The organism is Megasphaera vaginalis (ex Srinivasan et al. 2021), assembly GCF_000478965.1.
Lineage (GTDB): Bacteria > Bacillota > Negativicutes > Veillonellales > Megasphaeraceae > Megasphaera > Megasphaera vaginalis.
In genome coordinates this window covers 77,792-99,960 of sequence record NZ_AWXA01000037.1, presented here as the reverse complement: position 1 = coordinate 99,960, position 22,169 = coordinate 77,792, and the positions used below count along the sequence as shown (strand labels likewise).

General features: G+C 52.6%; 17 protein-coding genes and 1 tRNA gene. 13 read left to right on the top strand and 5 right to left on the bottom strand.

All coding sequences use genetic code 11. The features are described from left to right. The first annotated feature begins 89 nt into the window (after positions 1–89). The 4 genes from HMPREF1250_RS06545 (at position 90) to pta (ending at position 8,353) form a co-directional block, all read left to right on the top strand. Entirely contained in the window at positions 90–4,973 is a 4,884-nt protein-coding gene (locus HMPREF1250_RS06545) for a phosphohydrolase (RefSeq protein WP_051356076.1), read from the top strand. Between the two features lie 3 nt (positions 4,974–4,976). Further along, a complete protein-coding gene (locus HMPREF1250_RS06540) occupies positions 4,977–5,948 on the top strand; it encodes a malate dehydrogenase (RefSeq protein ID WP_023053811.1) in 972 nt (323 codons plus the stop codon). 31 nt (positions 5,949–5,979) lie between these two features. After that, positions 5,980–7,041 (top strand): flavodoxin family protein, encoded by a 1,062-nt coding sequence (locus HMPREF1250_RS06535; protein ID WP_023053823.1) that lies wholly within the window; start codon positions 5,980–5,982, stop codon positions 7,039–7,041. 244 nt (positions 7,042–7,285) lie between these two features. After that, positions 7,286–8,353: a phosphate acetyltransferase gene (pta, locus tag HMPREF1250_RS06530; RefSeq protein WP_023053781.1), complete on the top strand. Its 1,068-nt coding sequence runs from the start codon at positions 7,286–7,288 to the stop codon at positions 8,351–8,353. A 65-nt stretch (positions 8,354–8,418) separates the two neighbouring features. On the opposite strand, the gene HMPREF1250_RS06525 is transcribed toward pta, so the two are convergent. Next, a complete protein-coding gene (locus HMPREF1250_RS06525; protein WP_023053807.1) occupies positions 8,419–8,862 on the bottom strand; it encodes a hypothetical protein in 444 nt (147 codons plus the stop codon). Between the two features lie 86 nt (positions 8,863–8,948). Here HMPREF1250_RS06525 and HMPREF1250_RS06520 point away from each other — a divergent pair, with 86 nt between their 5' ends. Both HMPREF1250_RS06520 and purB read left to right on the top strand, forming a co-directional pair. Beyond that, the gene (locus HMPREF1250_RS06520; protein WP_023053871.1) at positions 8,949–10,343 is read left to right on the top strand and encodes an NAD(P)/FAD-dependent oxidoreductase; all 1,395 of its coding nucleotides are present in this window, start codon (positions 8,949–8,951) and stop codon (positions 10,341–10,343) included. Positions 10,344–10,416: 73 nt separating this feature from the next. Beyond that, complete coding sequence (purB, locus tag HMPREF1250_RS06515) at positions 10,417–11,709, top strand: adenylosuccinate lyase (protein WP_023053800.1); 1,293 nt, start codon at positions 10,417–10,419, stop codon at positions 11,707–11,709. 209 nt (positions 11,710–11,918) lie between these two features. Here the strand turns inward: purB and rpsD are convergent, their stop codons facing one another. Beyond that, positions 11,919–12,506 carry a 30S ribosomal protein S4 gene (gene rpsD / locus HMPREF1250_RS06510; protein WP_023053790.1) on the bottom strand — a complete coding sequence of 196 codons (588 nt, stop codon included), beginning with the start codon at positions 12,504–12,506 and terminating at the stop codon, positions 11,919–11,921. A 713-nt stretch (positions 12,507–13,219) separates the two neighbouring features. Here rpsD and HMPREF1250_RS06505 point away from each other — a divergent pair. The 4 genes from HMPREF1250_RS06505 (at position 13,220) to HMPREF1250_RS06490 (ending at position 16,601) form a co-directional block, all read left to right on the top strand. Beyond that, on the top strand, positions 13,220–13,384 hold the full coding sequence (locus tag HMPREF1250_RS06505; RefSeq protein ID WP_036242868.1) for a DUF362 domain-containing protein: 165 nt from the start codon (positions 13,220–13,222) through the stop codon (positions 13,382–13,384). A gap of 112 nt (positions 13,385–13,496) precedes the next feature. Continuing rightward, positions 13,497–13,572: transfer RNA gene (locus HMPREF1250_RS06500), tRNA-Thr, on the top strand. Positions 13,573–13,935: 363 nt separating this feature from the next. Beyond that, positions 13,936–14,631, top strand: a complete 696-nt coding sequence (locus HMPREF1250_RS06495; protein ID WP_023053847.1) for a DUF542 domain-containing protein — start codon at positions 13,936–13,938, stop codon at positions 14,629–14,631. 287 nt (positions 14,632–14,918) lie between these two features. After that, entirely contained in the window at positions 14,919–16,601 is a 1,683-nt protein-coding gene (locus tag HMPREF1250_RS06490; RefSeq protein WP_023053792.1) for a YadA-like family protein, read from the top strand. A 72-nt stretch (positions 16,602–16,673) separates the two neighbouring features. Here HMPREF1250_RS06490 and HMPREF1250_RS06485 read toward each other — a convergent pair whose 3' ends face one another. Together HMPREF1250_RS06485 and HMPREF1250_RS06480 are read right to left on the bottom strand one after the other, a co-directional pair. Further along, positions 16,674–18,149 carry a sensor histidine kinase gene (locus HMPREF1250_RS06485; protein WP_051356075.1) on the bottom strand — a complete coding sequence of 492 codons (1,476 nt, stop codon included), beginning with the start codon at positions 18,147–18,149 and terminating at the stop codon, positions 16,674–16,676. After that, positions 18,133–18,816 carry a response regulator transcription factor gene (locus HMPREF1250_RS06480; protein WP_023053876.1) on the bottom strand — a complete coding sequence of 228 codons (684 nt, stop codon included), beginning with the start codon at positions 18,814–18,816 and terminating at the stop codon, positions 18,133–18,135. The genes HMPREF1250_RS06485 and HMPREF1250_RS06480 overlap by 17 nt, the downstream gene beginning before the upstream one ends. Before the next feature lie 193 nt (positions 18,817–19,009). On the opposite strand from HMPREF1250_RS06480, the gene lspA reads away from it, so the two are divergent. The 3 genes from lspA to pyrR are packed head-to-tail and all read left to right on the top strand — an operon-like array spanning position 19,010 to position 20,925. Next, complete coding sequence (lspA, locus tag HMPREF1250_RS06475) at positions 19,010–19,459, top strand: signal peptidase II (protein WP_023053786.1); 450 nt, start codon at positions 19,010–19,012, stop codon at positions 19,457–19,459. Beyond that, the gene (locus HMPREF1250_RS06470; RefSeq protein WP_023053860.1) at positions 19,459–20,379 is read left to right on the top strand and encodes an RluA family pseudouridine synthase; all 921 of its coding nucleotides are present in this window, start codon (positions 19,459–19,461) and stop codon (positions 20,377–20,379) included. The genes lspA and HMPREF1250_RS06470 overlap by 1 nt, the downstream gene beginning before the upstream one ends. A gap of 9 nt (positions 20,380–20,388) precedes the next feature. Next, the gene (gene pyrR / locus HMPREF1250_RS06465; RefSeq protein WP_023053826.1) at positions 20,389–20,925 is read left to right on the top strand and encodes a bifunctional pyr operon transcriptional regulator/uracil phosphoribosyltransferase PyrR; all 537 of its coding nucleotides are present in this window, start codon (positions 20,389–20,391) and stop codon (positions 20,923–20,925) included. 118 nt (positions 20,926–21,043) lie between these two features. Here the strand turns inward: pyrR and HMPREF1250_RS06460 are convergent, their stop codons facing one another. Then, the gene (locus HMPREF1250_RS06460) at positions 21,044–22,054 is read right to left on the bottom strand and encodes a LacI family DNA-binding transcriptional regulator (RefSeq protein WP_023053894.1); all 1,011 of its coding nucleotides are present in this window, start codon (positions 22,052–22,054) and stop codon (positions 21,044–21,046) included. Positions 22,055–22,169 lie beyond the last annotated feature (115 nt).

The window sequence follows — 22,169 nt, the reverse complement described above, 5'->3', positions numbered from 1 at the left end:
GGAGATGATATATCTTTTAAAAAGACAGGTGTATAATAGAAAATAACAGATATTGCCGTACACGACTGCTGCAGAGGAGAATGATGCTGATGATGACAGATGCCGCCACCGTTACCGACCTTTCGATCATGCTTGAACGAGGCTTATATACGCCGCGATTTCTGCGCCTTGCCCAAATGGATGCGGCAGAGATGGAGCAGTTGCTCGCTCAAGTCGACAATACAGTTCTGGCACGGACCGTCCTCGACTGTACGGATGAAAACGGCCGCTTTTTGCCGCAGGCCGTTTTGGACGGCGTACGTCCTTTGCTGCCGGTTTTGCAGGATGAACCGGCCTGCGGTTGGCTGAAATATTGTTATTATTATGTCCTGACACAAATCTATCCGGAGAATGCCGGTTCCTGGCGCGATGCCGATATTGCCGAAATCATCAGCCGTGATCAGCATTATCGGCGCGGTCGCTGTCTGTTTATGCAGCTTTTGCGCGCCCTCTTCCGGTATGAACGGCAGACGCTGCCGTTTGATCCGACGTGGGAGCTCGCCTTCCTTGCGCCGGAGGAGATAGAAGATAACGGCGATGATAAAGAGTATCTGCGTCTCCGCGAACTGAGCACGGAGTTGTATGCCTATGAATTCATGCGCCTCGGAATCGCCCTCACGCCGTTCCATACGCTCGGCCATATCGGCGGCGTTCATTACGTCGCGGTGTATGCGGCGCGTCAATTGCGGCGCGCCGGCGTCGGCGTCGATGTCGGGCTTGTTTCCGGCGCTGCCGCCTGCCACGATATCGGGAAGTACGGTTGCCGGAAATGTGAAGAGCGGCGTGTGCCGTACCTGCACTATTACTATACCGACCTTTGCTGCCGGCGCGTCGGTTTGCCGGCAATCGGCCATATTGCGGCCAATCATTCTGTGTGGGATTTGGAATTGGAGAATCTGCCGGTTGAAGCGTTGTTGTTGATTTACGCCGATTTTCGGGTCAAAAGCACGCGCGCTGACGACGGCCGGGAGATCATCCATTTTTACTCGCTTGCCGAAGCGTTTGATGTGATCCTGGGAAAATTGGATAATGTTGACGAAAAGAAGCGGAGTCGGTATCAGAAAGTCTATGCAAAGCTGGCGGATTTCGAAGCGTACATGACGGAATGGGGCGTCGTCACGGAATTGCCGGCAGATTTTGCGCCCTCGCCGGCGGAAACGAGGCCGCGCCGGCAGCGGGATGCGGCGCTCTTGGACGGGACGGACGTCGTGGACGCGCTGAAGTACGCCGCCATCGGACACAATATCAGACTCATGCGCCTCTTTCGAGATGCAAATGCCTTTACGGGACTGATTGAAGCCGTCCGCAGCGAGCGAAACTGGAAAAATGTTCGTACCTACATCAGTATATTTGAAGAATACTCGACGTATATGACGGAGCAGCAGAAGCTTTTGACGCTGCAGTATCTTTACGAAGCCTTGGCCTATAAGGAAATCGATATCCGCATGCAGGCGGCCAGAATCATGGGGACCCTTGTCGCCGGTTTCAATGAGACGTACTCGAAGGAATTGCCGGAAGGCGTCTCACTGCCGCTGAAAGAAGTGACCGGCCTTTCGCTCTTCGCCCATTACGTCTCGCTTATCACCAAGCCCGGCTGGCGCTTTACGGCACAGCATAAGAGTTGGATATCCTACTGTTTGGGGAGTTTTGTCCGCGCCGTGCTGGAGTCTTGCGACGACAAAGGGCGGCTTGCCTATATGCGGCTTCTGCAGCCGTATTATACGCGTACGAATTATCGCGCCGAGCTTTACATCGTGTTGTTGACGGCGTTGATGGAGATGGACAGCGCTTTTTTTGATGAAGAGTTCTTACCTGTCATTGCCGCTTTTATTGCCGCCGCCGCTGCCGGTGAAGAACTCAGCCTGCGCGTGGCCGCCTTGCGCTGCGGCACGTATATTTTCGATCGGCAAGAGCGGGACGATTACCGGCAGCGTCTGCTCCGCGTCCTGGATCTGCCGCAGGACGATGAAGATTTGGGGGAACGGGAAGGCGCGCTTTTTCTCGACAATCTGAAAACAGGTACACATTGGATTATCAAAGTTTCGAACATGGAGACCATGATCCGTCACCTGGAACGGAGCGATAAGGCTGCGGTCATGCATTTGGGAACGCATCTGGCCAATGTTCTGAAGGTCAGTGACAACCCCTTTGTTCGCCGTACTGCCGGAGAAGCGTTGCTGCAGGTGGCGGAGAAAATGACGTATACGCAGCGCAATGAAATCGTCGTCGAATTGTTCAACGGTCTGGAGCTCGGCGATCTCCGCATCTCCAAATACGTTCCCGAATATTTGGGGGAAATTATTTTACGGCTGTTGCCTCAGGAATTTGACGAATGCATTCTTTCGATGGAACAGCAGCTGCTTACGGCCAATACACAAGTTGCGGCATCGATGGTCCATACGATCGGCGTTATTCTCGGCAGTTTCGATACCTTTGCCGGCAGGCATCGGGAGACGTATGCCGGCGAACACGAAAAAAGGCAGCGGCGGCTGCTGTATCTGATGATCAAGGCCTATGCCCATTACGATACGGAACTCAGCCGAGATGCGTTCCGCTATATTGGCCGCTTTATCTTCAACAACCCGAAGCTGCCGGCGGAACGCGTTGATTTTCTGTTCATTCATTCGTATAAAAAGCTTCTCGTCACGTTGACGGAAAATCGGGAAGGACCGTTGGACTTTTATAGCAATGCCGCCGTATTGAACCATATTTACCGTTATATCGGGTCGCACCAATTCCGGTGCGGCGATTTCGAGCTGCCGAAACGGCAAAAGGTCTGTCTTTATCCCGGCACCTTCGATCCCTTCAGTCTCGGCCACAAGGCCGTGGCTGAAAAAATCCGCGATCTTGGCTTCGAGGTCTATTTGGCCCTTGATGAATTTTCCTGGTCCAAGCATACGCAGCCCCGGCTTATGCGACGGAAGATCATGGACATGTCCACTGCCGATCAGGAGGACATGTACCTCTTTCCCGACGACATTCCCATCAATCTGACGAATGCCGCCGATATGCGGCGTTTAAAAGAGTTATTCAGAGGAAAGGACGTATATCTGGCCGTCGGGACCGACGTGATCGAAAATGCTTCGGCGTATAAGGCAAGGCCGACGCTCGATTCGGTCCATATGATGAATCATATCGCCTTTGCCAGAGAGACGAGAGAAAGTCGTTACAGTACGGGGAAAAAAGAAAATTATCCCATTCAGGGGAAGATTATTACGCTGTTGCTCGATAAATTCTACGAAGATATCAGCTCGACGCGGATTCGTGAAAATATTGACCTGAATCGGGATATATCGAATTTAATCGACGCAGTGGCGCAGAATTTTATTTATGAGAATAACCTTTATCTGCGCGAGCCGGCGTACAAGCATGTCGTCGAAGCCAAGGACATGGGTATCGGCTCATTCAAACAGCGCGGCAGAGAAAGTCTCTGGCCGTTGCGGGAGACGTTGCTGGCTGACGGATATGATACGTCGCTGGTTGAAAATTATATTGAAAGCGACGCCGTGCGGACACTTTATATCGACAGCGCCGGCCAATCTAAGGAAATGGTGGCTTACGCCGCCGTGCACCGCATCGGAGCGCGCAGCCTGTTGACGGAATTCGGCGATCCGACATTGACCGCCCACATTCGCGATACGGCCGACGGCAGTATCGCCGCCATCGGCTTCCTTTATGCCCGCGAGAACGGCGCGATTGCCAATATGGGCGAGATTATCATTACGGAGATTATGACGGAATTGATTGCCAGAGATTTCGCCTATGCCGTCTACCATCCCGTCGACGGCGCCGGGTACCAGCCGGCGATCATTACGGCTCTCCGCAAGCAGGGTTTCGTCAATATCGCTCCTGCCGGCGCGGCGATGCCCGTCTATGCGGTCAGCCTGAAGGCGCCGGTCGTGTTGTTCCGTGACGTCGAAACGGTTATCAAGGCGCCTTTCAACAAGAACCCGCGTGTTTTGCAGGCGCTGGACAGGGCTCATCACAATCTGCTCGCCGTCATGCGCCGCCTTTATCCGGGCAAGCTTATCCTGTCCTTCAACACGAGTATCGTTCACAACAAGATTATCAAGAAGGCCGTCGAGTTGAACGGCGTTTCGCCGGTGCGCGACAATGAACGGCGTTACGGGCCGTACATGTCCGTGCCGTTCGGCAAGACGCTGAGCAGTGTGCTGATTCCGAATACGGTGACGAAAGCCTTGCATATCGAAAAATATTTCAACCGTTACGTCAAAGGGTTCACGATTGCCGAATCGCATCAATATTCTTCCGTCGATAATCAGCTGCGGACAATTAAATCCTTTAACCGTCCCGTTATCCTGATCGACGACTTGCTGCATAAGGGATATCGTATGCAGATGCTGACGCCGGTGCTGGAGCGTAATCAGATTGAAGTCAAGACCGTTCTCGTCGGCGTCATTACAGGTCGTGCCGTCGATATGATGGCGGCCAGAAAGCTCAACGCCGATGCGGCGTATTTTCTGCCGACATTGGAGATATGGTTCAATGAACGGGATTGCTATCCGTTTTTGGGCGGTGACAGCATTGACAATGCCGGCGATTACAGCAGCTATGGCCGCAATCCTTCGATCAATTTGGTGTTGCCTTATGTCAAACCGGGTTTCATCGGTCACGGCGATGACGATGCGGCATTTGCCTATTCCCTGACCTGTCTCGAAAATGCCCGCGCCATTATGGAAACCCTGCAAGAGGAATATCAGAAAAATTATGAAAAGAAACTGACCTTGAAGCGTCTCGGCGAAGTGCTGACAGCCGTGCGGATCCCCGATATTGACGTCGGCGTCCGCTTTGATGAAAATATGGCGCCGACACGTTTTATTGAAAACGACCTGGAACGGTTGAAACGACTGCGCTGGGGCAGCAGCCGCGCGCAACGGAGCGGCGTCCGAACGCCGGGGAAGGAAGAGGTGTAAAAGGTGAGCAAGTATATTCATGATTTGCCGGCAGCCGCCGGCATTGAGGCGCAGCAATGGCAGCCTCACATCAGACAAAGGCATAAAAAAATGCGCGCACATATTCTGGCTCTCGGCGATGTCGGCATGACTATGCTGTTGGGGTTGCGGTTGTTGGGCGGCGATGTCATTTCATCCATCGGGATCTGCGACTTGGATGAAAAGAATCTGGCCCGTTTGGAAATGGAAATCAATCAGGTTCGCTATCCGTTTGGAGAGGTCAGTCTGCCGCCCGTCGATATTGTGACGGAAAAAGAGCTCTTCGCTTGTGATGTGTTTATCTTCTGCGCCAGCAAAGGAGTGCCGCCTGTCGGCGCCGGCGGCGATGTGCGCATGGCTCAGCTTGAAGCAAACAGAGAGCTGATCGGGTACTTTGCCGCGTTGGCTGCCGCCGCGTCCTACGACGGCCTGGTTTGCGTCGTTTCCGATCCCGTCGATCCTCTTTGCGCCGCTTTCCTCGACGCGTCACAACTGTCGCCGACACAGATTCAGGGATACGGTCTCGGCGTCATGCATGCGCGGGCGTGCTATTATGCTGAACGGGAGCGGGAGTTCGGCGCCTATCTTACGGACGGCAGGGCTTTCGGCCCCCATGGGCGGGATCTCGTTCTGGCCAACAGTTTGGAACACTATGACGACGCCTTGTCGCGCCGGCTGACGGAACTCGTCGTCGCGGCCAATGTAGCTGTCCGCGATCTGGGCTATAAGCCGTATATCGCGCCGGCGCTTTCGTCGGCGGCCATTTCCATCGTGCTGACGCTGCGCGGCGCCTGGCATTATGGTTCCGTTTATCTCGGCAATGAACGGGAAGGGGCCTTCTTCGGACTGAAAAACCGGCTGACGTCCGACGGTTTCCGCTATGAAGATATAGCGGCGGCGGGACCGCTCTTCGCAAGGCTGCAGCAGGCCTATGCGCAGTTGTGCGAATTTCGCTGAGCGGCGTTTTCGGCAGGAAGGAGGCTTTTCCATGCTTTACGTCGTCAAACCGGCAGGGCCGGTTTCCGACCGTCTTGACACCGTTCTCGCCTATGCGCTGGCCGGTACGGAGTACTGCGTCGTTACGACTGTTGCCGAATTGACGGCATATTGCCGACGCGGCAGTGTAAAAAAAATTCTCTTTGCCGTTTCGTTAGGGTATGGCGGCATCAATCTTGCTTACGCCGAATTGGCGGCATACCTGGCTTTGGAAAAGGATGCGTTGCAACATACCTGCGGCGGCGTTCTGATAGACGGCGACAGCGAATTGTTTACGAAAAAAGTCGGCCGCGAACTGATCTTTCTGGCCAATCGGGCAGGTTGCCTGTTCCCCGGCAAGCCGCTGGTGGAGGCGACGGGAACGCTGGCGAATTTTGCCGTCCAGGCGGCTCTTCAAGGCGTCGACACGCTGCAGGCCTATAAGTTGAGCGCGCGCCGCCTCGTGCGCAAGGTGACGGCGTTTTCGCCGGCGCCGGTCAGCGCGGAGAACGTACTGGCCCTTCATACCAGCAGCCGCAGCACGTCCAATACGCTGCTGCTGTGGGAAATGGTGCGGCGGCATCTGTCTTCCGAGATCGCCGTCAACGAGATTTCGCTGCGCAACGGCGCCGTCGTGGATTGTCGCGGGTGCAGCTATGAAACGTGTCTTCACTTCGGTGAGAAAGGTGACTGCTTCTATGGCGGGCTCATTGTCGATACCGTTTATCCTGCCGTCAAAACCTGCGACGTCATGGTTCTGATTTGCCCGAATTACAATGATTCCGTCAGCGCTAACATGATGGCCTTCTTTAACCGCTTGACGGCATTGTTCCGCAAGGATTCCGAAACCTTTGCCGGTAAACGGGTTTATGGCATTATCGTTTCCGGTTACAGCGGCGGCGATCTGGTTGCAGAGCAGATATTGGGCGCCATGAACTGTAATAAGAATTTCATTTTGCCGCCTCGCTTTTCGTTGACGGAAACGGCCAATGATCCGCAACAGATTTTGTCCTGTCCGGGCATTGAAGAGCGGGCGAAAATCTTTGCGGCGCAGATCATGAACGGGCAGGCATAAGCCGCAGTCGTTCTCCGGTATTTGTTTTCCCGTATTCGGTGTCGCGCGTGGCGGCTTCGTCCTCGGCAGAGCCGCTCCCGCTCAAGTAAAAGGGACAGCTTGGTAATTCTTATGGAAACACAGGAAGGTAAGTATACAAAATAATCGGCTTCACCCTATTTTCTTCCGTTCCTCTTTGTATTATAATAAAAACCGTGTGAAAGGAAATTTTTGTATCCCTATTATTGACAAGGAGTGTATTTCAATGAGATTTACCGAAGACTTAAAAGCTCGTGTAACGAAGGCGCAGAAGAAGATCGTTCTTCCAGAAACGAACAGCCGTCGCGTGTTGAAGGCTGCCGAACGCGTATTAGCTGACGGCTTTGCCCGAATCATTCTCGTCGGCAAGCTGGATCAGATCAAAAAAGACGCATCCAAGTTCCAGATTGATTTGACCGGTGTGGAAGTAATTGATCCGGAAACGTATTATCGCATGGATGAATTGTGCGAATATTTCGCCAAACGCCGTGAAAAGAAGGGCATGACCGTAGAAAAAGCGCGTGAGATCATGACTGCCAACCATACGATGTTCGGTGCCGGTCTCGTTGCTCTCGGCGAAGCGGATGGCGTCGTATCCGGGGCGGCTACGACTTCTGCCGACGTTATCCGGGCCGGTCTTCAGGTTATTGGTCCAAGTAAAGGCAACAGGACTGTTTCCAGCGCGTTCATTCTCCTGACCAATACGCCGCAGTACGGTGATAATGGCATCCTCGTCCTCGGCGACTGCGGCGTTATCCCGAATCCGACGGCGGAACAGCTTGCCGATATTGCCTGCATCTGCGTATATCGGGCGCGTCGTACGGTGCAGATGTTGGATCCGAAAGTCGCCTTCCTCTCGTACTCCACGAAGGGCAGCGGCAACGGCGATTCGGTGGATAACGTGCGCCGCGCCATAGAAATTTTGAAGGAACGCAACGTCGACTTTGAATTTGACGGCGAACTGCAGGCCGATGCCGCTTTGGTTCCTGAAGTCGGTAAACATAAGGCTCCCGGCTCCAAGGTTGCGGGCTATGCCAATGTCCTCATTTTCCCGAACCTCGATGCGGCGAACATCGGTTATAAAATGGTACAGCGCTTTGCCAATGCGACTGCTCTCGGCCCCTTGGTTCAAGGTCTGGCCAAGCCGATTCTCGACCTTTCCCGCGGCTGCTCATCTGAAGATGTCGCTGACGTTGTTGCCGTATGCTGCTCCGACGCGATTACGGCCGATATCTATGAAAAAGAGTTTGCTGAATCGCAACAGACTCAGCAATCGCAGCAACCTCAATTATAAGCAGGCACTAAAAAACCACGCAGCCTTTCGTTTGCGTGGTTTTTTTTCGGATCTGCCTCTGCCCTTTAACGGCCGGGCCGCCGGCGTATATTGCCGATAACCATATGCGGACTGAGGCTGCGGTAAGCCATGAATGTGAAGAAGAGGAAACCGAAGAGGAAAGCGACGGCATATTCCATCGTCAGCGGTTCCCGAAGCATGTAGAAATAGGCGCAGATAAGGGTCAGCAGGAGACTGGCGTAAAGCGAGACGATAACGCACCAGGTGCGCTGACCGCGGTCGCGGAGCCGGAGAAAGTCCTTCCATTTTACGTAGGCCGTCAGCGTCGACAGCAGTAGCGCGACGGCGGCGACGGCGGAGAGAATCGGCGAGATTGCCGTGTAGAGGGAAATGAGAAGTAAGAGCATAAGCGCGAAGGTGACGAGAAAAATCCCTTCCTGCAGGCGCAGATCCTTTTTCAGTTCCGCGTCGGCAGGCGGTCTCCGTCTTCGTTCGGAACGTTCCATCATGAAGTCAGACTCCTTTCAAAACACAATACATTCTTTCGTTATTATACCACAAAGAGGAGCAGCCGTTCCTAGAGGAGGTATGGATTATGCATGCAGTGAAGCACTATGATGTTATCATTATCGGCGCCGGTCCGGCCGGGATTTTTACGGCCTTGGAATTGGCCGGCAAAGGCCTTCGGATATTGATTGTCGAAAAAGGGCAAGATATCCGCAGCCGTATTGAGACGAGCCGCAATACGAATGCGCTGCCGAAGGATAAGGTGCGTAACGTCGTCTGCGGTTGGGGCGGCGCCGGGGCTTTCAGCGACGGCAAATTGACTTTGACGACGGAATTCGGCGGCAACCTGACGGACTATATGTCGGCAGGTGAGCTGCGCGAAAAGATTGCCTACGTAGACGAGGTCTATTGCCGTTTCGGCGGCGCCGAGCGCAAGGTGTACGGCGGCGGCAATGAGGAAAATATCCGCCAGATTCAGCGTAAGGCCGCAGCCGCTGATCTGCGCTTTATTCCGGCCCGCATCCGTCATTTGGGAACCGACGTGAACGGTCTCATCTTGACGAACATGCGCGACTTCCTCGAAGGGAAGGTCGATATTATGGCCGATACGGCAGTGGAACAGATTGTGGTGGAACACGGCGCCGTCGTCGGCGTCATCATCGCCGAACAGCTTTATCGCTGCCGTTATCTCGTCAGCGCGCCCGGACGGGAAGGGTCGGAATGGTTTGTCAAGGAAGCCGCCCGGATGGGATTGCAGTTGACAAGCAATGCCGTGGATATCGGCGTGCGCGTCGAAATGCCGGCGGAAATCTTGGAGACCATTACGCAAGTCGTCTATGAATCGAAGCTGATCTATTTCAGTCGTTCTTTCGACGATCGGATACGGACGTTCTGCATGAATCCGTACGGCTTTGTCGTGACCGAAAACAATGACGGCCTGCTGACGGTAAACGGGCACAGTTATGCCAACCGCCGCAGTGAAAATACAAATTTCGCCATCCTCGTGTCGAAGAAATTTACGGATCCTTTTCACGAGCCGATCAAATACGGGAAATATATTGCCAATTTGGCGAATATCCTGGGCGGCGGCGTTATCGTTCAGCGTCTCGGCGATCTTCTCGACGGTCGCCGTTCGACGGAAGAACGGATCCGCCGCGGTCTTGTGCGCCCGACATTGCAGGAGGCGACGCCGGGCGACTTGTCGCTGGTTCTGCCGTACCGTCATTTGCAGGACATTAAGGAAATGCTGGAAGCGCTCGACGCCATTGCACCGGGAGCCAATTCGCGGCATACGCTCCTTTACGGCGTAGAAGTAAAATTTTATTCGAACCGTATCGAATTGAACGACAAGCTGGAAACGAAGATTCCCGATTTCTTCGCTATCGGCGACGGCGCCGGCATTACGCGCGGTCTCGTTCAGGCGTCAGCGGCGGGAGTCACCGTAGGCAGAGAGATTTTGCGGCGCGCCGCGCAAGAAAAATAATGAAGAACAGCACGGAATAGTGTATAATAAAGCGGTACCGGTTTTGTAACTTATGACAAAGGAGAGATCCAACGTGATTGAACGTTATACGAAAGAAGAAATGGGCAAGCTCTGGACGGAATACAATGAATGGGATACGCTGAAAAAGGTGGAAATTCTGGCCAGCGAGGCTCAGGCTTCATTGGGGAACATACCGCAGGAAGCTGCTGCCGCTATCAGAGAAAGGGCCGCCTTTTCCGTTGAACGGATTCATGAGATCGAAGCGGAAACCCATCATGATATTGCCGCTTTCGTATCCACGTTGTCCGAAAATATCGGAGATGCGGGAAAATATGTGCATCTCGGCCTGACGTCGACTGACGTCAAGGATACGGCGATGGGATATATGTTGAAAGAAGCAGCGGATATCCTGCTCAAAGATCTGGAAGAATTTCGGCAGGTCCTGCGCCGCCGCGCCGTGGAATTCAAATACACGCCCTGCATCGGCAGGACGCACGGAATTCACGCCGAAGCGACCACTTTCGGGCTGAAGCTCTGCAATTGGCTGGCTGAAACGGAACGGAATATTGAGCGTATGGAGCACGCCAAAAAAACGATCGCCGTCGGTAAAATTTCCGGTGCCGTCGGTACGTACGCCGACGTCGATCCCTTTGTCGAAGCCTACGTCTGTGAACGGCTGGGCATTGCGCCTTCGCCGATCTCTTCGCAGACGCTGCAACGCGACCGCCACGCCGAATTTGTCTCTACGTTGGCCGTAATCGCCAGCTCTATCGATAAATTTGCTACGGAGATCCGTCATCTGCAACGTACGGAAGTGCGTGAAGCGGAAGAATATTTCAGTCCGAAACAAAAGGGCTCTTCCATCATGCCGCACAAACGGAATCCGATTACTTGTGAACGAATGTGCGGTTTAGCCCGCGTTATCCGCGGCAATGCGCAGGCTGCGCTGGAAGACGTAGCGCTCTGGCATGAACGCGATATTTCCCACTCTTCCGTAGAGCGGGTTATCCTGCCGGACAGCACCATTGCGCTGGACTATATGCTGCAAACCTTTACGCGCGTCGTTGACCGCCTGATCGTCTATCCGGAAAAAATGCTGGCAGACTTGAATCTTACAGGCGGCTTGATCTACAGTCCGATTCTCCTCAATACGCTCGTCGAAAAAGGCGCTGTTCGCGAACAGGCCTACCGCTGGGTACAGCGCAATGCCATGAAGCGTTGGCTTGACGGAGAAGACTTCCTGGAAAACCTGAAAGGCGATGAAGATATAGCGAAATTCATGACCAATGAAGACATTGAGGCGACCTTCGACGTCGGCAAAATGCTCAGTCATGTCGATACGATCTTTGCCCGCTTCGGGTTATAAGAAAAAAAGGACAGATGAAAAGCAGTACCGTTATGAGGCGAGTGCCTTGGGCGGTACTGCTTTTTTGAAAAGGAGGCGCCGGTGTGGGAAAAACTATTTTACCGGCAGACTGCCTGTTTTCGAGAGAATAAAAAATCCCTTCGGAGCCAAGTTGTTGACCTGACCCCAAAGGGATTTTGCTGACGTCGCTTCCGTCCAGTAAGAAAAACTTATTTGGAGTACAATTCGACGATAAGTGTTTCGTTGATTTCGATCGGCAGTTCACTGCGTTCAGGAATACGTGTCAGTGTGCCTTCGAAGCCGTCGAAGTTCTTTTCAATGTAAGGAACATCGAAACTCTTCAATTCCTGGAAGGATTTTTTATACATTTCGTTTGTGCGGGAATCTTCTTTCAACGATACGACCGAGCCGACAGCCACATTGGCCGAAGGAATATCGCAGCGTTTGCCGTTGACCAAAATATGACCGTGGTTGACCATCTGACGCGCCTGACGAATGGAATTGGCGAAGCCGATACGATAAACGATATTATCCAGACGGCATTCCAGCAACTTGAGCATGTTTTCGCCCGTAATGCCTTCTTGCTTTCTGGCTTTGTCATAATAACGGACAAACTGACGTTCGAGCAAGTTATAATATGCTCTGAGCTTCTGTTTTTCCAATAACTGTGTACCGTATTCGGACATCTTTTTTTGCCGTTGATCCTTCTTGACCCGTTTTAATGCCTTCGGATGTCCATAGACGTTTACTCCGAAACGGCGACATTCCTTAAATCGGGGTTCTCTCCTCGTTGCCATTTTTCACATCACCTCATTAGTTTAATTTGATTATACATAATGCAACGTAAAAATTATAGCGTTTTGGCGGCTAAAAGTCAATGATGGGGAAGGGGAACGTTGCTTTCCGAGGGAGCGGAGGAGAAAGAGGGCAGCAGGGAGCGGAAGCGGCGTGCGCACGGGATCAACGGGGATGAAAGGGCGCTTCTGGTAACGATTTTGCGTGTATCGCAAAATCGTTACCGTCTTGAAATGATTCATTTTGAAAAAATTTTAATCTGTTTCTAATCAAAATTGCATTTACATTTACGGAATATTTGGTATGATATGGGTGTAGAAAGAATCATCTACGACATGTTGAAGATATAAGTTGTTCATATACCCCTCGAACACCCCTATCTTATATCTGTCAACCCTATGGTATCGTCTTCCCCCGATGATATCTTAGTAAAAGAAACCGGCAGAAATGCCGGTTTCTTTTTTTATATTATTCATGAAATGGTATAAAATATACAAGAAAAATCCAGCCCGCTATGAAGGGCCGATTTTTAACAATTACTGTAAAAGTATAGTTTTACAGTAATTTGAGAATCGATCGCATTAAACAAAACCTTGATAACCATGCCGATCTTTGCGATTTTTTGACGTTGACATTTTCAATATTTCGTGACATAATGTTGGTGACGATGGGGAAGAAAATCCTTCGTGTTATATTGATTTTGGAGGTGAATAAAATGCATGTAGTTTCTGATGAATGTGTAAAATGCGGCGCTTGCGCTGACGTATGTCCGGTTAGCTGCATTACTGAAGGCGAAACGAAGTATGTTGTAGGCGATGCTTGCATCGACTGCGGCGCTTGCGAATCCGTTTGCCCGACCGGCGCTATTGCAGCTGAATAATAGCAGTTTAACCGTCAATGCAGGTGCATTGGCGGTTTTTCTGTTTATCTGGCGGATATGTAAAAGGATTCTTGACAGAACAGAAAATATATACTATACTAGCTAGGTAATCGCCACTATAGCTCAGCTGGCAGAGCATCTCATTCGTAATGAGAGGGTCGTAGGTTCAAATCCTATTAGTGGCTCCAATCAAGAACTAAGCTCCCGATTCTTCGGGAGCTTTTATTATTTTTGCAAGACAGGAGCGTTTATAAACATGAGGAATAATGAAGATTGAAGCGTTTTCGTAGTGCGCTGTGAAGAATGAGAGGGTGTTAGGACCATAAGGTGCGGTACGACATAATAACAGTCCTGCCGGTAGCGGGAATCCTCGGTTGCGATAAGAGGCCTTTTATGTCCGTTTATATGAGTGACCAAAGGGGAGGTGCGATATTGTCGATTTCGTTGTAATACAAACCGCGATAAAAGACATCCTCCGGTATAATCAAGGCATAGCAAAGGAATCCTATGAAGAGATAGGCAGTTCGTACATCAAGAAGGAGGAAGGCTTTATGATTACCAAAGAACATACGTTGGCGCAGATCGTCAAAGAGTATCCGCAGACAATCCCGTATTTTAATGATCTTCATTTCGATTATTGCTGTGGCGGCGGCATTCCTCTCGCAGAAGCCGTTAAAGATACGGATCTGAATGTTGATACGGTTGTGAAGGAAGTGAACGCGTTTATTGCCGAGCATGAGAATAAGCCGGCGTTGGAAGTCGATTCCATCGATCGTTTTAAGCAACAGTCCGTTGCCGCTATGTTGACCGAGCTGGAGGCGACACATCATGTTACGGAAAGACGATTGATGGCGGCCGTTGAGGAAGGCTTAAATAAGATTCTTCTTGTCCATTATCCGCACCACGGCGAAGCTTTGACGCGGCTGCATCATACGTATGCGGCGTTGAAGGCGGAATTGGAGGAACATTTTGCCAAGGAAGAAAAGCTGGTCTTTCCTTTGATGCGCGAACATACGCATCCGGATGCAGCGACGTTAGCCTATGTGCAGCGTTTGGAAGAAGAACACGCTGGAGCTGGCGATTTGATTAAGGACATACAGCAGATGACGGATCAGCTGACCCCGCCGGCCGATGCCTGTCCGACGTTCAAACAGACGTACCGGCTGTTGGGAGAGCTCTTTGACGATGTTTTTGTCCATATTTTTAAGGAAAACGCCATCGTCTTTCCGGAGTATGCGGAACAGTAAGAAATGACTGCCGGTGGAGAAGCAGATCGCACTGCGACCGGTTCCGATGCAGATACGGGGATAAAAAATAATCGATTGACAATGAAACACGTCTATGCCGGTTATCGGCATGGGCGTGTTTTTGGCAGAAGACGCGGAGCGGCGAATGATAACGGAAGAAGCGGTGTTCTTTGCCGAATTACGGGACAAACCAAGATGCTGTTGACCATAGGTTGTTCTGTTGATATAATTATAAAAACAGATACGAACAAAAATAAACATAGCTATTTCAGAAAGAGGAGGAAACGATGCTGCAAGCCGAGCGACACCAGTATATATTTGATACGTCAGAAGCAGGCAAGGGGCTTACGGTGTCGCGTACGGGCAATACGATTCAATACGGTATTGACGGTACGATGATTGATTTATCTGGCAATAGCAGTATTACGAATGTCATCGATAAACTGGGCCAGGGGTTCAAACTAAAGAGCGGAACTACGGAAACAGCGGTGGCTCTTGACGGAACGGAAGCGCCGACTGTAGAATTTGCGTCGGACGACAACCTTTCCGTTAAGTTGGAAGACAAGAAGGTGACGTATGGATTAAATAAGGCCGGTATCATAACGACTTTGGGCGATACTTTTGCGAAAGTGGATGCCAGCAATCTGACAGATGAAAATGTGACCAGCTGGAAGGAAAAACTGGGGATTACCGGCGCACAGTCAGGCACTGCCGCCTCCTGGATGATTGCCGATAAAAACGGTACAGTGACGACGATTGCCAAAGATGGACAGGTGAAATTCGTCGACGGCAATAACACGACCGTTGAAGTTACAAAAGATGCCGACGGCAAAGCCACTGTCAAAGTCCATATGAGCGATGACGTTACGTTCGGGAAAGCAGGCGCAGACGGCAAAGACGGTCATATCGGCGTGAACGGCAAGGACGGTGTGTCCGGCGTCGGCATTGACGGTAAGGACGGCACACCGAGCGTAACAATTTTCGGCAAAGACGGCGTCGACGGTGTGAACGGAGCCGAAGGGCATATCGGCTTGAACGGCAAAGACGGCCTGACGGATATCCGGACGGGATCGGGCGCCGCCGGTGTTGACGGTAAGAACGGCGAAACGGCGACCCGCATCGTTTACAAGGACCCGAAAGGCATTGAGCATCAGGTGTCCACCCTTGACGACGGCATGAAATTCAACGGCGACGACGGCAAGGTAATCGCCAAGAAACTGAACGAGCAACTGTCTATCCGCGGCGGTGCGAAAGGGGCGCTGACGACGGGAAATATCGGCGTTACGGCAAAAGACGGCGGCTTGCAAATCGCTTTGGCGAAAGAGCTGACAGGACTGGCATCGGTTACGTCGCAGACCGTGACGGCGTCGGAAAAACTGGTTATCGGCACGGGTAAAGCGGCGACGACGATCCGTTCGGCGACGGTTACGAAAGGCGACGGCACGACCGGCACGGCCCTTGATCTCGGCGGCGCGCGGCTTACGAACGTGGCTGCCGGCACGGCGGCTACCGATGCCGTAACGAAGGGGCAGGTAGATGCTCTCCTCGGCGGCGTCAACTCGGGCATTGCCGGCGTGGAAAAGCGCATGAATAAGACCGGCGCCGGAGCGGCAGCGTTGGCGGCGCTGCATCCGCAGGATTTTGATTCTGACGACAAGCTGGATATTGCCGCCGGTTACGGGCATTACGGAAACGCCAATGCCCTGGCGGTCGGCGCCTTCTATCGGCCGAATGATACGACAATGGTTTCTGTCGGCGGCAGTTTTGGCGGCGGTGAAAATATGCTTAATGTCGGCGTCACTATGAAGGTCGGCAAGAGCAATCCCTATGCAGGGTATTCGAAGGCCGAACTGGTGCAGACCATCACAAGTCAGAACCGGCGAATTGAAGAAATCGGCAAAGAAAATCGGCAGTTGAAGGAACAGATGGATGAAGTGATGAAACAATTGGCCGCCTTGCAGCAAAAATAAGGCGCAGGCAATAGGAATCCCCGCCCTCCTGAGAGGGCGGGGATTGTTGTTGTCTGCGAAAAACGGTTCGGATTAGGACCGTTCGTTGCCGGACGGCGGCGTTTCGCCGGCCGGGGACAGGTCCTTTTCGTAGACGGGGAAGATCGCCGTGACGACGGTTCCCTCGCCGAGCTTACTGTCCAGTTTGAGGGCTGCATTATTGTTGCGGGCGATGTAACGGGCAATGGAAAGACCGAGGCCGGAGCCGCCCGTGTCCTTTGTCCGCGACGTGTCGACGCGGTAGAAGCGGTCGAAGACGTGGGGAATATCTTTTTCCGGGATCCCAATGCCCGTGTCGCGGACGCTGAAGCTGACCGTGCTCTTTACGACCCGGCAGGAAAGGGTGACGGTGTTGCCGGGGTCCGTGTATTTCAGCGCGTTGTCGGTGAAGATGCGCAGCATCTGTTTGACGCTGGCCGGATCGGCGTAAATGGGGGCGGATTCATTTTCTCCCAATATGATACGGCGGCCGTCGGCGACGGGCAGGAGCTTTTCATACAGGTCTTTGAGGAGTTCCGCCGAATCGATTTTCTCGAAGTGTTCCTGCAAGGTGCCGTTGCTGGAGCGGGCGAAGAAGAGCAGTCGTTCGATAAGCTGCCGCATATAATCAGTTTCCGACTTGATGGCGTCAATGCTCTCGTTTACGATTGCCGGATCGTTTTTGCCCCAGCGGTCGAGGAGATCAATGTAGCCCATGATCACGGTCAGCGGTGTCCGCAGTTCGTGCGAGGCGTCGTTGATGAAGCGCTGCTGGCGGTTGTAGCCGGCCTCAATCCGGTCCAGGGCCTGGTTGATCGTCACGGCGAGACTGCTCAACTCATTTTGTCTGCCTGAAAGAGAAATGCGTTTTCCAAGTTGCGGCACTTCAATTCCTTTCAGCGTCTCCTTGATGCGCTCGATGGGGGCCAGGGCCCGTTTCATCAGATACGTGCCGGAGATGGTCGTCAAGGCGATGCAGATGAGAATGGAGACGACGAGATATTCGGACAGGAGTTCGAGAAATTCATTTTCCTTCGTCGTATCTCGTTCGAAACGCAGATAAAAGGTTTGGCCTTGCGGATTTTTCCAGGTCTGGTAGTAGATGAATCGTTTCGCGTCCTGATTTTGCACGACCGAGGGCAGGGGAGGAGAGCCGTCGCCGGTAATGGTGTCGTCAATGTAGCGATCGCTCAGGTTGCGCATCAAATGGGCCGGCCCATTGTCCAGGAGCAGCTTGCCGGATTGATCGTAGATCTGGAGTTTGACGAAGGGCTGCAAGTTGGCGTGCGTCAGAACGGACGGATCCATTCTGCCGTATGCGTTCAGGTAGGCTTCGGTTGCTTCGGCGCTGGCATAAAGTGAGCTGCGCGCCGATTCGTTAATAAAAAGATGGATGCCCGTTACGGTGATGATGGCGACGAGGAGGAGAATAAAACTGACGATGGAAGAATAGAGAAGCACCATCTTCGTGGATATCGGTAGCGAGATCCGTGTTTTTCTCCATTCGCCGCGTTTAATCTTTTGCCACATAGCCGACGCCGCGAATCGTATAAATATACTTTTTGGCGCGCTCCTTTCCCAGTTTGCCGCGAATATACCGGATATAGACATCGACGACATTCGTATCGCCGATGTATTCATATCCCCAGACTTCTTCCAGGATCCGTTCCCGCGTGAGGACGATGTTCTTGTTGCGGATCAGATAAGACAGAAGTTCGAATTCTTTCTTTGTCAGCAAGATGCGGGTATCGTCAAGCTGTACTTCATGCCGGTCGAGAAATAGCTTCATGTCCTTCAGATGCAAGGTGTTTTCCGCCGGATTTCCGTTGCCCCGTTCCCGCAGCAGGACGCGGATGCGGGCGAAAAGTTCCTGACTGTTGAACGGTTTGGTCAGATAATCGTTGGCGCCGAGGTCGAGGCAGGCGACTTTGGTTTCGATATCGTCTTTGGCGGAGAGCATCATAATCGGCATATCCGTGTTTTCGCGGCTCTGTTTGCAGATCGTCATGCCGTCGATGTCCGGCAGCAGGATGTCGAGCAGCATCAGATCAAACTCTTCACGGCCCAGTCTGTCCAATGCGGCGGAGCCGTTGTATTCGATGGTACATTCATACCCTTCATGTTCCAGTTCCATTTGAATAAAACGGGCGATATGCCGTTCGTCTTCAACGACCAGAATGTGGGTTCTTCCAAACATAGATCCTCCTAATATAACGCATACAGATTATATATATCCTTATTATACATGATAGGCAGTCAAGAAGAAACGGTTATTTGCCGGCTGCGGATTCGCCCTTGCCAGACGGCGGATTCATTGAATTTTATGACGTTCTGTGGTAGCATGATACTATTCAGACGGTTTGTACACTTACTTTTTTCAGGAGGCTTTTGTGCAGGTTATCGGTATCGCCTTGTTGGTTGTTTTTCTCGATCAGGGAAGCAAGTTCCTGATACGGCAGGTCATGGTTCTTCACGAATCGGTACCTGTCGTTCCAGGAATTTTTCATATTTCGTATATATTGAACCGAGGGGCCGCTTTCGGTATTCTGGAGAATCAGCAATGGTTTTTTTTGGCTATTGCCGCCGTTCTCGTCGGTCTGTATGTGCTGTTCCGGCGCAAAATACCGCGGCAAGGCTGTGTGCAGTACGGGCTCGGACTGCTGCTCGGCGGTGCTTTCGGGAATGCCGTCGACCGTTTTTTCCACGGCGCCGTCACGGATTTTTTCGATTTTCGCGTGTGGCCCGTTTTTAACGTCGCCGATATGGGAATCGTCGCCGGCGTCGTTTTGTTGTTGTGGTATTCCTGGACGCATGATCGGGAAGGAGAGAGGAGACCGTGATGGAAACGCGAGCAGTTACGCTGACGGCGGCGGAAGAAGGATTGCGCCTTGATGCCTGTCTGGCGCGGCAGTTGTCCCTTTCCCGCGCTTTTGTGCAGACGCTGATCCGTGAGGGACGGGCGACTGTCGGTGGCAAGGCCGTAAAGGCCAATTATCGCGTGTCCGCCGGGGAGCTGCTGACCGTTTTGTTGCCGGAAGCGGCGGCGGAAACGACGGCGGCAGAGGATATTCCGCTGCAGATCGTTTATGAAGACAGCGATATCATCGTTATCGATAAGGCGCGCGGCATGGTCGTCCATCCGGCGGCGGGAAACCGTCACGGCACCTTGGTCAATGCCTTGCTCCATCATTGCCACGGCGAGCTATCCGGCATAAACGGTGTTATCCGTCCCGGCATCGTTCACCGCCTGGACAAGGATACGTCGGGGATCATGGTGGCTGCCAAGACGGATGCGGCTCATCGCGGACTGGCGGCGCAGATCAAGGCTCATACGGCGCGGCGCAGCTATTGGGCCCTCGTTCACGGCAATATTGTCGAGACGAAGGGGGTTATTGACGGCGCTATCGGACGGCATCCGAAAGACAGGATTAAAATGGCCGTCGTCGCCAAAAACGGCAGAGAGGCGGTTACGCATTTTACGGTGCAGCGGCGGTACGGCGAATACACGTGGGTCGAATGCCGTCTGGAAACGGGACGAACCCATCAGATCCGCGTCCATATGGCCTATATCGGCCATCCTGTCGTCAATGATCCGTTGTACGGCTATAAAAAGGACGCCTTCCCTATTGTCGGGCAGGCGCTGCATTCACATACGTTGGATCTGGTTCATCCCGTTACGGGACAGGCCATGCATTTTGAGGCGCCGGCGCCGGCCGATTTTCTCGCTTGTCTGGCCGCGGCTGCCGGCAGTGAAGGATAGGAGGGCGGAATGGAAAAAATCAAAACCGTATTGTTGGACGAAAAGGCGATCGGCAGGGCTGTTCGCCGTATTGCCCACGAAATTATCGAACGCAATAAGGGGCTGGAGAATACGATTCTCGTCGGGATTCACACGCGCGGTGTGCCGCTGGCCAAGCGACTGGCCGTGGAACTGGAAGCGATCGAAGGTCTGTCCGTGCCGGTCTTCGACTTGGATATATCGGCATACAGGGACGACGGCAAAAGGCGCATCGAAAAAGTCGGCAGCGGGCAGCCGGCTTTTGACGGCGACGGCAAGACGATCGTTCTCGTCGACGATGTCCTGTTTACGGGCAGGACGGTGCGTTCGGCGTTGAACGCCATTATGGAGTCGGGCAGGCCGCAGTTTATCGAGCTGGCCGTATTGATTGACCGCGGCCATCGGGAACTGCCGATTCGCGCGGATTATGTCGGTAAGAGCGTGCCGACGTCACGGCGCGAAACCGTTGCCGTTCGCCTGTCCGAAACGGACGCTGTCAATCAGGTCGTCTTGTGTGAAGAAACGTAAAAAGAAGAGAAGGATGCGCCGTGCATTCTTCTCTTCTTTTTTCGGTTTGGAGCAAGGAAAAAGCGGCCTTCTCATCTGCCGCTTTCGTGTTTGTCGGATACGTGCCGCCAGTACCGGCTTACGGTGACGATTGGGCGATGATTTCTTTGCCGTCAACGTAGACGATCGTCGGATTCGGCCGTTTCTTTTCCAGCAGATCCAGCATCAGGCGCATACATTCTTCGCCGATCGTGCCCATGGGAATGTCGATACGCGACAGCGCCGGTACGGCGAAGTCGTTCATTTCCGGCATGTTGATACCGACGGTAAAGATTTCCAGTTCATCGGGGATGACGGTTCCCAGGGAATGACAGGCATAAAGGACGCCGTGCGCCAAGACGTCGGATTCGCAAAAAAGGGCCTGCGGCAGCCGGTGCGCGGCGTGAAGTTCTTTGAAAACGTCGACGGCGCTGGCCGACGAGGTGCTGCAGAGGATGATCCGTTCGGTCGGAATCGGGTGGCCTGCCGCCGCAAACGTATCGAGGAAGCCGTTCATCCACATGCGCATAATGGGAAACGTCGTATCGTGCGTCAACACGCCGGCATCGTAGATTCCCTTTTTCAGGAAATGCCGTGCCACGTTGCGGCCCACTTCGTAGTTGTCCATCGTCACGCTGCTGTATTTTTCGGACGTGCGGTTAAAGAGCACGACCGGACAGGGAAGGCTGATGGAGTTTAAATAATCCATGTCGCTGTTGGACATGTTGGCAATGATAATGCCGTTAAAATACTTGTTCTGTTCCGTTTCCAGCTGTTTTTGCAGCTGATCGACCTTGTAGGGAACGACTGTCAGATGGGCAATGCGGTTTTGCCGCATCATTTCGCGCTGAATTCCCAACGTAATACGGGCCAAATAGTTGATACGGAAGTCCGTAGCCCAGTAGAAGGCTATGGAATAACCGTCGGCACTGGATGCGCGCAATTTTTTTGCCGATTGGTTCGGGACGTAGTTCATGGCATTGGCGATTTCCGTGATTTTCCGTTGCGTGTCTTGCGAAATTTTCCGTTCTTTTCCTTTTCCGTTCAGGACTATCGATACCGTCGCGATGGAGACGCCGGCCTCCTTGGCGATATCTTTGATTGTCGGCATAGGATCACCTCTTTTTTTTATTGTGACATAAGTAACGCAGTTTTTCAACTCTTTCCTAAAATGATGCGTATTTCATATGATATAATGGAAAAAACAGGATACGTTGTTAAGGAGA